This window comes from Pseudomonas moorei (assembly GCF_042846945.1).
Taxonomy (GTDB): Bacteria; Pseudomonadota; Gammaproteobacteria; order Pseudomonadales; family Pseudomonadaceae; genus Aquipseudomonas; species Aquipseudomonas moorei.
This window is the reverse complement of sequence record NZ_AP035776.1, coordinates 2,417,851-2,430,334: the sequence shown is the minus strand read 5'-3', so window position 1 is coordinate 2,430,334 and position 12,484 is coordinate 2,417,851. Positions and strand designations below refer to the sequence as shown.

Annotated in this window: 12 protein-coding genes; 3 read left to right on the top strand and 9 right to left on the bottom strand. The window is 60.9% G+C overall.

Annotated features, from left to right (window positions below; all coding sequences use genetic code 11):
* Positions 1 to 181: 181 nt before the first annotated feature.
* From purT to ACGJAX_RS11235, 5 genes are all read right to left on the bottom strand, one after another.
* On the bottom strand, positions 182 to 1,363 hold the full coding sequence (gene purT / locus ACGJAX_RS11255) for a formate-dependent phosphoribosylglycinamide formyltransferase (protein ID WP_103405827.1): 1,182 nt from the start codon (positions 1,361 to 1,363) through the stop codon (positions 182 to 184).
* Between the two features lie 99 nt (positions 1,364 to 1,462).
* A complete protein-coding gene (locus ACGJAX_RS11250) occupies positions 1,463 to 1,930 on the bottom strand; it encodes a preQ0 transporter (RefSeq protein WP_390958915.1) in 468 nt (155 codons plus the stop codon).
* Positions 1,931 to 2,132: 202 nt separating this feature from the next.
* Positions 2,133 to 2,348 carry a DUF1289 domain-containing protein gene (locus ACGJAX_RS11245; protein ID WP_390958913.1) on the bottom strand — a complete coding sequence of 72 codons (216 nt, stop codon included), beginning with the start codon at positions 2,346 to 2,348 and terminating at the stop codon, positions 2,133 to 2,135.
* Positions 2,345 to 2,869 (bottom strand): gamma carbonic anhydrase family protein, encoded by a 525-nt coding sequence (locus ACGJAX_RS11240; protein ID WP_047538150.1) that lies wholly within the window; start codon positions 2,867 to 2,869, stop codon positions 2,345 to 2,347. The genes ACGJAX_RS11245 and ACGJAX_RS11240 overlap by 4 nt, the downstream gene beginning before the upstream one ends.
* 55 nt (positions 2,870 to 2,924) lie before the next feature.
* The gene (locus ACGJAX_RS11235; RefSeq protein WP_090316600.1) at positions 2,925 to 3,524 is read right to left on the bottom strand and encodes a CoA pyrophosphatase; all 600 of its coding nucleotides are present in this window, start codon (positions 3,522 to 3,524) and stop codon (positions 2,925 to 2,927) included.
* A gap of 147 nt (positions 3,525 to 3,671) precedes the next feature.
* Here ACGJAX_RS11235 and ACGJAX_RS11230 point away from each other — a divergent pair, with 147 nt between their 5' ends.
* Entirely contained in the window at positions 3,672 to 4,220 is a 549-nt protein-coding gene (locus ACGJAX_RS11230; RefSeq protein WP_247255908.1) for an NUDIX hydrolase, read from the top strand.
* A 51-nt stretch (positions 4,221 to 4,271) separates the two neighbouring features.
* The gene (locus ACGJAX_RS11225) at positions 4,272 to 4,775 is read left to right on the top strand and encodes a murein L,D-transpeptidase family protein (RefSeq protein ID WP_090316595.1); all 504 of its coding nucleotides are present in this window, start codon (positions 4,272 to 4,274) and stop codon (positions 4,773 to 4,775) included.
* Between the two features lie 77 nt (positions 4,776 to 4,852).
* Here ACGJAX_RS11225 and ACGJAX_RS11220 read toward each other — a convergent pair whose 3' ends face one another.
* Both ACGJAX_RS11220 and purL read right to left on the bottom strand, forming a co-directional pair.
* Entirely contained in the window at positions 4,853 to 5,164 is a 312-nt protein-coding gene (locus tag ACGJAX_RS11220) for an NGG1p interacting factor NIF3 (protein ID WP_390958910.1), read from the bottom strand.
* Between the two features lie 5 nt (positions 5,165 to 5,169).
* A complete protein-coding gene (gene purL, locus ACGJAX_RS11215; protein ID WP_390958908.1) occupies positions 5,170 to 9,066 on the bottom strand; it encodes a phosphoribosylformylglycinamidine synthase in 3,897 nt (1,298 codons plus the stop codon).
* Between the two features lie 286 nt (positions 9,067 to 9,352).
* Between purL and mltF the strand changes: the two genes are divergently transcribed.
* Positions 9,353 to 10,813, top strand: coding sequence for a membrane-bound lytic murein transglycosylase MltF (mltF, locus tag ACGJAX_RS11210; RefSeq protein ID WP_248914426.1), 1,461 nt, complete (start codon positions 9,353 to 9,355; stop codon positions 10,811 to 10,813).
* 124 nt (positions 10,814 to 10,937) lie between these two features.
* On the opposite strand, the gene pdxJ is transcribed toward mltF, so the two are convergent.
* Together pdxJ and recO are read right to left on the bottom strand one after the other, a co-directional pair.
* Positions 10,938 to 11,684 (bottom strand): pyridoxine 5'-phosphate synthase, encoded by a 747-nt coding sequence (pdxJ, locus tag ACGJAX_RS11205; protein WP_247255911.1) that lies wholly within the window; start codon positions 11,682 to 11,684, stop codon positions 10,938 to 10,940.
* Between the two features lie 51 nt (positions 11,685 to 11,735).
* The gene (recO, locus tag ACGJAX_RS11200; protein WP_247255912.1) at positions 11,736 to 12,425 is read right to left on the bottom strand and encodes a DNA repair protein RecO; all 690 of its coding nucleotides are present in this window, start codon (positions 12,423 to 12,425) and stop codon (positions 11,736 to 11,738) included.
* Between the last annotated feature and the right edge of the window lie 59 nt (positions 12,426 to 12,484).

Below are 12,484 nucleotides of genomic sequence, written 5' to 3'. Positions count from 1 at the left end.
GAAGAAGGGTCTTGGGCATCCCGAAATTATAGGCCGACCCGGGCCTGATACCTGGCATCGAACCTGTGGGAGCGGGCTTGCCCGCGATGGCGTCAGCACATCAAACATTGATATCGACTGATCCACCGCAATCGCGGGCAAGCCCGCTCCCACAAGGGTTGCGGACCTGCCTGAGAAGCGCTTACAGCTCGACGACCACCGCCTGCGACGCACGGGTCGCTTTGGCGCGAGCGGCTTCGATCGATTCATCGCGAGCCAATGCCACACCCATGCGGCGCTGGCCGTTGACTTCAGGCTTGCCGAACAGACGCAACGCAGTATCCGGCTCGCTCAATGCGGCGCCCAGGTTGGCGAAAGCGGTCTGGGTCGACTGCCCTTCCACCAGAATCACTGCCGAAGCCGAAGGCCCGAACTGACGGATCAATGGAATCGGCAGGCCCAGGATCGCCCGGGCGTGCAGGGCGAATTGCGACAGATCCTGGGAAATCAGCGTAACCAGACCGGTGTCGTGCGGGCGCGGCGACACTTCGCTGAACCACACCTGATCGCCCTTGATGAACAGCTCCACGCCAAACAGACCACGGCCACCCAGGGCTTCGGTCACGGCTTTGGCCACGCGCTCCGATTCTGCCAGGGCAATCGGGCTCATGGCTTGAGGCTGCCAGGATTCCTGGTAGTCGCCCTTCTCCTGACGATGGCCGACCGGCGCACAGAACGTGGTGCCGCCGACATGACGCACGGTCAGCAGGGTGATTTCGTAGTCGAAATCGATGAAGCCTTCGATGATCACCCGGCCTTTACCGGCGCGGCCGCCTTCCTGGGCGTAATCCCAGGCTTTCTTGACGTCATCGACACTGCGCAGCAGGCTCTGGCCTTTGCCCGACGAACTCATGACCGGCTTCACCACGCACGGAAAACCGAGGTCCTCGACCGCCTTGCTGTAGTCCTCGAAGGTGTCGGCGAAGTGGTAGGGCGAGGTCGGCAGGTCCAGCTCTTCGGCGGCCAGGCGACGGATGCCTTCACGGTTCATGGTCAACTGGGCGGCGCGCGCGGTCGGGATCACAGTGAAGCCTTCGGACTCCAGCTCCACCAGGGTCGCGGTGGCAATGGCTTCGATTTCCGGCACGATGAAGTGCGGCTTCTCGGCTTCGATCACCGCACGCAGGGCGGCGCCATCGAGCATGTTGATCACGTGGCTGCGGTGGGCAACCTGCATGGCCGGTGCATTGGCATAACGATCCACGGCAATCACTTCAACGCCCAGGCGTTGCAGCTCGATCACCACTTCCTTGCCCAACTCGCCACAGCCACACATCAATACGCGGGTCGCAGTCGGCGACAATGGAGTTCCGATACGGGTCATCTCAGGTCCTCAAAGGAGCGGATCATCGAGGATACGGCGAAATACGCACGATCCATGGGGAGAAAGCGCGGCATTTTACATGAACCACAGGGTTTGGCTTCAGCTGACGACGGCCTGTTTGCGCAAGCGCCAGGCCATGATCAGCCATACGGCAGTCACACCGGCGAACTTCGAGCCCAGGGCGGTGAGGATCACGGCTGGGGTCAGCGCGCCGATCATGCCGAAGAAAATGAAGGTATCAAGGGGAATACTCAGGGCCGAACTTATCCACAGGCGATCGTGCAGCGGACGCTTGGTGAGGCTGAACACCAGCCAGTCAATGCATTCGGAGACCGCGAACGCCGTGGCGCTGGCCAGGGCAATGGACGGATCGGAGGTGATATAGGACAGCACCAGCGCCGCCAGCATGGCTGCGATGGCCCCATGACCGAAGCGGGTTTGCACCATGTCGCGCAGGATGAACACCAGACCACCCCAGGCTGACCAGATGATGTCCAGGTGCGGCGCGGTGGAAAAAGCGTAGTTGATCAGCACGACGCTGCTGATGTAGGCGATGAGGAAGAGCATGAGGGTACCTGTCAATTTGCGCACAGGGTACTTCATCTTCAATGCACAGATAACCTGTGGCGAGGGAGCTTGCTCCCGCTGGAGCGCGCAGCGCTCCCAAACCAGAAGACGCAGTGTGTCAGATGAATGACATCGAACAGATCGGGTCTGCTGCGCAGCCCAGCGGGAGCAAGCTCCCTCGCCACAAAAAGTCCACTCTAATTCAGCGACCAGATTTGGTCGGCAACATCCACACCAACCCGCTGGCCTTGGCCCGCTCATGGCACAACCCCAGCACCGTGCGGCGTTCGTCGTTGGTCATGCGGCTCCAGCGGGTAATCTCTTCGACCGTGCGCTGACAGCCCGTGCAGATGTCATCGTCGTCCAGCGCGCAAATATTCACACAGGGCGATGATACGGGGCGTTCGGTGGTCGTCATTCTTCTTGCTCAACCAGATCGCGGGCGTAACGCTGGGCGTTATGCACGTAGTGAGCGGCGCTGGCTTCGAGCATTTTCTTCTGCGGTTCGGTCAATTCGCGCACCACTTTGCCGGGCGAGCCCATCACCAGTGAACCGTCCGGAATTTCCTTGCCTTCGCCAATCAGTGAATTGGCGCCGATGATGCAGTTCTTGCCGATTTTTGCGCCATTGAGAATGACCGCATTGATGCCAATCAGGCTGTAGTCCCCTACGGTGCAGCCATGCAGCATGGCGTTATGGCCAATGGTCACGCCGGTGCCGATGGTCAGCGGGTAGCCCATGTCGGTGTGCATCACGGTGCCATCCTGGACGTTGCTGTTCTTGCCGATCAGGATCAACTCGTTGTCGCCCCGCAGCACGGCGTTGAACCAGACGTTGGCCCCCTCTTCCAGCTTGACCTTGCCCACCAGCACGGCATTGGGAGCGACCCAGCTCTGTGGGTGGGTCTCGACACGGGCGTCGCCCAGGCGGTATTTCATCGTGTTGTCCTCAAGGCGCAGGCAGCGGCGTGTTCAGGCCATTGGAGTGATGGCTTCAGGTATTGATAAAGCTTTTGGGCGGTTGGTGCAGGCTGATTTTGGCGTCATAGAGCAGGTTGATCAACTCGACGATCATGATTGCCGTCAGGCCCCAGATCTTGTATTCGCCATAGCGATAACTCGGCACGTACCAGCTGCGGCCCTGATAATCGATGCGGTGGGTGTGTTCGCGCGGGTCCTTGCGGAAGAACTCCAGGGGCACGCTGAACACCGCGGCAATCTCGGCATCGTTGGCCTGGTATTCGACGAAATCGGGAATCACCCCGACATAAGGGGTGACCTTGATCCCGTGCAGGGAAATCAGCGGGCTGAGCGGGCCGATCACTTCAACCAATCCTGGCGGCAAGCCAATCTCTTCTTCGGCTTCGCGCAGGGCGGTGAAAATCAGGTCGGGGTCTTCAGGATCGCGTCGGCCGCCGGGAAAGGCGACTTCGCCGCCGTGGGTCGAGAGGCCACTGGCACGCAGGGTCAACAGCAGCTCCGGCTCGTCACTGCGGGTGATGGGCACCAGGACGGCGGCCTCGGGAAAACGTCGGTCGGTCTCCAACGTGCGCGGAGTGTGGTTACTTACCCGATGCAGTAGCTCGTCCAGCATGAGTGTTCTCGATCTGTGCCTTACCCTGCATCATGCACCAATCGCTTCGGCCGCCCAACCCCTCGTACAGCAGCGTGTCGCGAAACGACAACTTGCCGACGGACACCGCCGCACGCCAAGATAGGCGCAGCATTCAGGAACCCAAGCATGAAATTTTGCAGTCAATGCGGCAACCCGGTGACCCAGCGCATTCCCGAAGGCGATTCGCGCCTTCGTTTCGTCTGCGACCGCTGTCAGACCATTCATTACCAGAACCCCAATATCGTCGCCGGTTGCGTGGCGACCTGGGGCACCAAGGTGTTGCTGTGCCGACGCGCCATCGAGCCACGCCTGGGTTATTGGACCCTGCCCGCCGGCTTCATGGAGAACGGCGAGACCATCGAACAGGCGGCGATTCGCGAAACCGCCGAGGAAGCCTGTGCCCGGGTGCGCAACCTGAGCATCTATACCCTGATCGACGTGCCGCACATCAGCCAGGTGCATGTATTTTTCCGCGCCGAACTGGCGGACCTGAACTTCGCCGCCGGCCCCGAAAGTCTGGAAGTGCAATTATTCGACGAAGTCGACATTCCCTGGGATGAGCTGGCTTTCCGCACGGTGGGCCGTACCTTAGAATGCTTCTTCGCTGACCGGCGGACCGAGGCCTACCCCGTGCGGTCCGAATCGATCCCGCCGCTTGCTCAGCCTGCCAACTAAAAAAACATCTATAAATGAATAATCGAGACACCTTTTTGGGGAATCGTTTCAATGCGCTGGTTGCTTGCCCTGTTTTGCTTGTCGTTCATCACGGTGTCCCAGGCTTCTGCCGTGGAAACGCTGAACGGCAAGGTCATCGAGAAAGTCCTGGTTCTCAAGTCCGCACATCAATTGCAATTGATCAATGACGGCAAGCCGGTCAAGACCTATCGCATTTCCCTGGGCAAAAACCCGAGGGGGCCGAAACTGATGGAGGGCGACAAACGTACGCCGGAGGGTTTCTACTGGATCGACTGGCGCAAGACCAGCAACAACTTCAATCTGGCGATGCACATTTCTTACCCGAACATCACTGACTCCGCCCGCGCGCGCCGCGAAGGTGTCGAGCCCGGCGGCATGATCATGATCCACGGCACCCCGGACACCGAAGACACCCCGGAAGACCTGTTCCACACCCTGGACTGGACCGATGGCTGCGTCGCCATGCGCAACATGGACATGCGTGAAGTCTGGAATCTGGTGCCGGATGGTACGATGATCGAGATTCGGCCGTAATCACCCAAGGGCCTTACGGGCAATAAAAAACCCGCTGAAATCGCTTTCAGCGGGTTTTTCATTTCAGCGGCGAAGAATCAGAAATCCTCCAGCCGCCACACTTCATAAGCCGGTGTCTCGTAGGGGTGGCTGCCTTTCAAGGCAGCCACCACATCGCGGATCAACTCATCGGCCACGACCAGCTCGACTTTCCACTCCTCGACCCGTTCGACCTGCCCTGCCTCGCCAATGAACGGCTGACTGCCCTCCAGTGGACGAAACTGGCCTTGGCCCAACACCTGCCATGCGCAGTGATCGTAAGCACCGATCCGTCCGCCACCGGCGACGAATACGGCACTTTTGACCACGTCGACATGGCTGTCGGGAACAAAAAAGCTGAGCTTGTACACGGCTCTTAGTTCACCCACACACGAGCGTTACGGAACATGCGCATCCAAGGGGCGTCTTCGTTCCAGTCATCCGAACGCCACGAGTTCTGCACGGCGCGGAACACACGCTCCGGGTGCGGCATCATGATGGTTACGCGACCGTCGCGGCTGGTCAAACCGGTGATCCCGCGCGGCGAGCCGTTCGGGTTGGCCGGGTAGTTTTCGGTGACCTTGCCGTGGTTGTCGACGAAACGCATCGCCACGCAACCGGACAGATCGGCTTCCAGCAACGCTTCTTCGCTGGCGAATTCGGCATGACCTTCGCCGTGAGCAATGGCGATCGGCATACGCGAACCGGCCATGCCTTGCAGGAAGATCGAGTTCGACTCCTGGATCTGCACCATCGCCACACGGGCTTCGAACTGCTCGGAACGGTTACGCACGAAGTGCGGCCAGAACTCGCTGCCCGGAATCAGTTCGTGCAGGTTGGACATCATCTGGCAACCGTTGCACACACCGAGGGTGAAGCTGTCGTTACGCTCGAAGAAGCCCTGGAACGCATCGCGGGCACGGCTGTTGAACAGCGCCGACTTGGCCCAGCCTTCACCGGCACCCAGTACGTCGCCGTACGAGAAGCCACCGCAAGCGACCATGCCCTTGAACTCGTTCAGGTCGACACGGCCGGCCAGAATGTCGCTCATGTGCACGTCGATCGCGTTGAAACCGGCGCGGTCGAACGCCGCCGCCATTTCCACCTGGCCGTTGACGCCCTGCTCACGCAGCACGGCGACCTGTGGACGGATGCCTTTCTTGATGTAAGGCGCGGCGATGTCCTGGTTGACGTCGTAGCTGAGCTTGACGCTCAGGCCCGGGTTGTCTTCTTCCAGCAGCACGTCGAACTCTTGATCGGCGCAGTCGGCGTTGTCACGCAGACGCTGGATCTGGTAGCTGGTCTCGGCCCACTGGCGTTGCAGCAGACGACGCTGGCCTTCGAATACGGTGTCGCCGTTGAAGGTAATGCTGATCTCGCCGTTGTTGATCGGCTGGCCGATCACCGACACGCATTCGCCCAGGCCGGCAGCGCTGAACTGCGCGAGGATGTCCGGGGTGGCGTCCTGGCGAACCTGGATCACCGCACCCAACTCTTCGTTGAACAGGATGGCGGCGATATCGGCGGAAGTCTCCGCCAGACCGTCGAGGTTCAGGCTCAGACCGCAATGACCGGCGAAGGCCATTTCCACGGCGCTGGTCAGCAGACCACCGTCGGAACGGTCGTGGTAAGCCAGCAGGTGACCGTCGGCGTTGAGGCCCTGGATCACGGCGAAGAAGGCTTTCAGGTCTTCGGCGTCGTCGACGTCCGGAGCCTGCTTGCCGAGCTTGCCGTGAACCTGGGCGAGGATCGAGGCGCCCATGCGGTTCTGGCCGCGGCCCAGGTCGATCAGGATCAGGTCGGTGGTGCCCTTGTCCATGCGCAGTTGCGGGGTCAGGGTCTGACGGATGTCAGTCACTGGCGCGAAACCGGTCACGATCAGGGACATTGGCGAAGTGACCGCCTTGTCCACGCCTTCATCGTTCCAGCGCGTGGCCATGGACATCGAGTCCTTGCCCACCGGAATGGTGATGCCCAGCTCAGGGCACAGCTCCATGCCGACCGCTTTGACGGTGTCGTACAGACGCGCGTCTTCGCCTGGGTGACCGGCAGCCGACATCCAGTTCGCCGACAGCTTGATGTCGGAGATCTTGGCGATGCGCGAGGCTGCGATGTTGGTCAGGGTTTCGCCGATGGCCATGCGGCCCGACGCCGGAGCGTCCAGCAGCGCCAGCGGAGTACGCTCGCCCATGGCCATGGCTTCACCGGTGTAGACGTCGAAGCTGGTGGCGGTGACGGCAACGTCGGCCACCGGAACCTGCCAGGGGCCAACCATCTGGTCACGGGCCACGAGGCCGGTGATGGTGCGGTCGCCGATGGTGATCAGGAAGCTTTTGCTCGCCACGGCCGGGTGATGCAGGACGCGCTCGACGCATTCGCCGATGTTCAGGGTCGACGGATCGAAATCGTCGCCCAGCTCGTTTTCACGCACCACCGAACGGTGCATGCGCGGGGCTTTGCCCAGCAATACTTCCAGCGGCATGTCCACCGGGCTGTTGCCGAAGTGACTGTCGGTCACGGTCAGCTGCGGCTCGGCAGTGGCTTCGCCGACCACGGCGAACGGGCAACGCTCGCGTTCGCAGATCGCCTTGAAGCGTTCGAAGTCAGCCGGGCCGACGGCCAGTACGTAACGCTCCTGGGATTCGTTGGACCAGATTTCGTGCGGGGCCATGCCCGGCTCGTCGTTTGGAATGTTGCGCAGTTCGAAACGGCCACCACGGTCGCCGTCGTTGACCAGTTCCGGGAAGGCGTTGGACAGACCGCCCGCACCCACGTCGTGGATAAAGCTGATCGGGTTCTTGTCACCCAGTTGCCAGCAACGGTCGATGACTTCCTGGCAGCGACGCTCCATCTCAGGGTTTTCACGCTGTACGGAAGCGAAGTCCAGGTCGGCCGAGCTGGTGCCGGTGGCCATGGAGGAAGCCGCGCCGCCGCCCAGACCGATCAGCATCGCCGGGCCGCCGAGCACGATCAGCTTGGAGCCAACGACGATTTCGCCTTTCTTGACGTGTTCTTCACGGATGTTGCCCATGCCGCCAGCCAGCATGATCGGCTTGTGGTAGCCGCGAACTTCATCACCGTGCGGGGTGGTGATGGATTGTTCGAAGGTACGGAAGTAGCCGGTCAGTGCAGGACGGCCGAATTCGTTGTTGAACGCCGCGCCGCCCAGTGGGCCTTCGATCATGATGTCGAGCGCGGTAACGATGCGCTCAGGCTTGCCATATGGCACTTCCCATGGCTGTTCGAAGCCCGGAATCTGCAGGTTGGACACGGTGAATCCGGTCAGGCCAGCCTTCGGCTTGGCGCCACGCCCGGTTGCACCTTCGTCGCGGATCTCGCCACCGGAACCGGTGGACGCGCCCGGGAACGGGGCAATCGCGGTCGGGTGGTTGTGGGTCTCGACCTTCATCAGGATGTGCACCGGCTCCTGCACCGCACCGTACTGGCGGGTTTCAGGGTCCGGGAAGAAACGCCCGGCCACGGAGCCGACGATCACCGAAGCGTTGTCCTTGTAAGCCGACAGAACGCCTTCGCTGTGCATCACGTAGGTGTTCTTGATCATGCCGAACAGGCTTTTTTCCTGGCTTTCGCCGTCGATGTCCCAACTGGCGTTGAAGATCTTGTGACGGCAGTGCTCGGAGTTCGCCTGGGCAAACATCATCAGCTCGATGTCGTGCGGGTTGCGCTTCAAGCCGACGAACGCGTTGACCAGGTATTCGATTTCGTCTTCAGCCAGGGCCAGGCCCAGCTCGGTGTTGGCTTTTTCCAGCGCGGCGCGGCCGCCACCCAACACGTCGATCGCGGTCAGGGGCTTGGGTTCGGCGTGGCTGAACAGGCCGGCGGCCTGCTCAAGGTTGCCCAGGACGATCTGGGTCATGCGGTCGTGAAGCGCATCAGCAATGAGTTGAGCTTCAGCATCGCTGAACTGGCCGGCAACGTAGAACGCGATGCCGCGCTCCAGGCGCTGGATCTTGGTCAGGCCGCAATTGCGAGCGATGTCGCTGGCCTTGCTCGACCATGGCGAAATGGTGCCAAAACGCGGCAACACCAGAAACAGACGACCGGTCGGCTCCTGGACCGGAACGCTTGGACCGTACTTCAGAAGGCGCGCAAGCACCTGCTGTTCGTCGTCGGTCAGGACGCCGGTAACTTCGGCGAAGTGAGCGAATTCAGCATACAGGCCACTGACAGCCGGGACCTTCTGGCTCAGTTGCTCAAGGAGCTTGCTGTGGCGAAAGGCAGAAAGGGCAGGAGCGCCGCGCAGGATCAACATCTTCGGGACAGCCTCGGGAAGGGGTGTGCTTTGAGGCCGTGCATTCTAGCCTAAACAGCCCGCGACATCACCCGAAACGCTACGCACGGTTGCACCCGGGCGTCCGGGCGGGCGTCCGGGCGAAAAACCAGGGCCGACCGGAGCACTTTTCACCCGTTATTTTCACTGTCATAAAAAGTGCTTAAAGCCCATTCCTGCGGGCTCCAAGTGGGTTTTTCGCTCTCTAGCAGACAAGCCCTTTGCTGTCGAGATATGGCGCTCGTGGTCCTTTGCGTATACTGCGCAAATGTTTTCCCCAATGGCTTTGCGTCCGCGGTTCGCCAAATGGCTGATCGCAACCGGACTCTTCCTGATGCTCAGTGGCTGTGTTGATAAACCCAACACACTGGAGCGCGTAAAGGAGGATGGTGTGCTGCGGGTGATCACCCGAAACAGCCCCGCCACTTACTTTCAGGATCGCAACGGTGAAACCGGCTTCGAATACGAGCTGGTGAAGCGCTTCGCCGACGATCTGGGGGTCGAGCTCAAGATCGAGACCGCCGACAACCTCGACGACCTGTTCAACGAGGTGGGCAAACCCAAAGGCCCGGTACTCGCGGCCGCAGGGCTGGTCAGCAGCGAAGCGCGCAAAAAGCAGGTACGGTTTTCCCACTCCTATCTGGAAGTGACCCCACAGATCATCTATCGCAACGGCCAGTCGCGCCCTACCGAAGCGAAAGATCTGGTGGGCAAGAAGATCATGGTGCTCAAGGGCAGCACCCACGCCGAACAACTGGCGCAGCTGAAGAAGCAATTTCCCGGCATTGAATACGAAGAGTCCGACGCCGTCGAAGTCGTCGACCTGTTGCGCATGGTCGATGAGGGTCAGATCGATCTGACCCTGGTGGACTCCAACGAAGTCGCGATGAACCAGGTGTACTTCACCAATATCCGGGTCGCCTTTGACCTGGGTGACGCCAGCAACCAGAGCTGGGCAGTGGCGGCTGGCGATGACAACAGCCTGCTCAACGAGATCAATGCCTACCTGGACAAGGTCAAGAAGAACGGCACCCTGCAACGCCTCAAAGACCGCTATTACGGGCATGTCGATGTGCTTGGCTATATGGGTGCCACCACTTTCGCCCAGCACTTGCAGCAACGTTTGCCCAAGTACGAACAGCACTTCAAGGCCTATGCCAAGAAAGAGAAAGTCGACTGGCGCCTGCTGGCAGCCATCGGCTATCAGGAATCGCTGTGGCAACCGGCCGTCACATCCAAAACCGGCGTGCGAGGCCTGATGATGCTGACCCAGAACACTGCGCAGGCCATGGGCGTGTCCAACCGCCTCGACCCCAAGCAGAGCATCATGGGCGGCGCCAAATACCTGGCTTACATGAAGGATCAGCTCGACGAGTCGATTCAGGAACCGGACCGCACCTGGTTTGCCCTGGCGGCCTACAACGTCGGCACTGGTCACCTGGATGACGCGCGCAAAATGGCGTCCAGGGAAGGCCTGAACCCGGACAAGTGGCTGGACGTGAAGAAAATGCTTCCGCGACTGTCCGAGAAGAAGTGGTACAGCAAAACCCGATACGGCTATGCCCGTGGCGGCGAGCCGGTGCATTTTGTGGCCAACATCCGCCGCTACTACGACATCCTGACCTGGGTCACGCAGCCGCAGCTTGAGGGCGATCAAGTGGCCGAGGGCAACCTGCACGTGCCCGGGATCGACAAGACCAAACCGGCTCCGGAACCGGCTCCGCTTTAACTGCCCCATCAAACAATTGTGGGAGCGAGCCTGCTCGCGATGAAGCCCTTTCAGTCACTTCAATCGTGACTGTCCGGCCGCCATCGCGAGCAGGCTCGCTCCCGCATTGGTTTTGCGCTCGGTTTTAAGCCTTGGCAGCCGCCGCCAGAATCAGCGATTTCATCTCCGAAACAGCCGACTTGAAGCCCACGAACAACGCATGAGCCACCAGCGCATGGCCGATGTTCAGTTCGTTAATGCCCTTGATCGCAGCCACGGCTTCGACGTTGTGGTAGTGCAGGCCATGGCCGGCGTTGACGATCAGGCCCTGGGCCAGACCAAACGCCACGCCATCGGCAACGCGCTTGAGCTCTTCAGCCACCTCGGTCGGTGTCTCGGCATCGGCGTAACGCCCGGTGTGCAGCTCGATGGCCGGTGCGCCAACACGGCGGGAAGCCTCGATCTGGCGCTCGTCGGCATCAATGAACAGTGACACTTCAGAACCGATCTTCGACAGACGTTCCACGGCAGCCTTGATCCGCGCTTCCTGGCCGGCCACGTCCAGACCACCCTCGGTCGTCAGCTCCTGACGGGTTTCCGGTACCAGGCAAATGTGCGCCGGGCGAATACGCTCGGCGAAAGCCATCATTTCTTCGGTCACGCCCATTTCGAAGTTCATGCGGGTTTGCAGCACGTCCTTGAGCAGCAATACATCACGTTCCTGGATGTGGCGACGGTCTTCACGCAGGTGCACGGTAATGCCGTCAGCGCCCGCCTCTTCCGCATCCAGCGCAGCCTTGACCGGGTCCGGATAGCGAGTCCCCCGGGCCTGACGCAGGGTGGCAACGTGGTCGATGTTTACGCCAAGAAGAATGCGGGTGCTGGTGGTCACAGAAGCGCTCCAGAAGAAGAGAAAGTTCGGTGCACAGCATACATGGGGAATTTACGGTTTTCGAAACAACTCGCGGGAAACCAGCGGTCGACCACCCAGATGCACGGCCAGTGCCTGGCGCATCAGGCGTTTGGCTGCCGATAGGGCCCCCGGTGCTGACCAGTCGGCTTCGGCCATCGCCAGCAGCTCGGCGCCATTGAACAGCCCCGGTTGTAACAGGTAAACCCGCTCCAGCCCCGCATCCACTTGCAAACGGTAGAGTCCATCCGCCGCGATGGCATTGCCATGGATGTCAGTGGTCAAGGCGAAGCCGTAGCCCAGGTCGTCAAGCAGCCGCCATTCGAATGAGCGCAACAACGGCTCAAGCGGCCGGCCTTCGGCCAGGGCCAGCAATGTGGCGGCGTAATGATCGAACACGGCGGGATGCGGATCTTCGGCAGGCAGCAGACGAATCAGTAACTCATTGAGATAAAGGCCGCTGAACAATGCCTCGCCATTGAGCCAGGTGGAAACCCCAGCGCTTTCCATGCGCCCCACGTTCTTGAGCTCGCCCCGCCCTCGAAACTCGACTTCCAGCGGCACGAATGGCCGCGCCAGGGTCCCGGCCTTGCCTCGTGCACTGCGCAAAACCGCCCGCAGCCGACCTTGCGGCGTGAGGAAGTCCACCAGCGCGCTGCTTTCGCGGTAGGCGCGGGAGTGGAGGACGTAGGCGGGTTGGCCGAGGGGTGGAGCTTGCGACATAAGCTTTTCGCCAGGTTGTAGGAGCGAGCTTGCTCGCGATGGTGGATAACGATAACGCT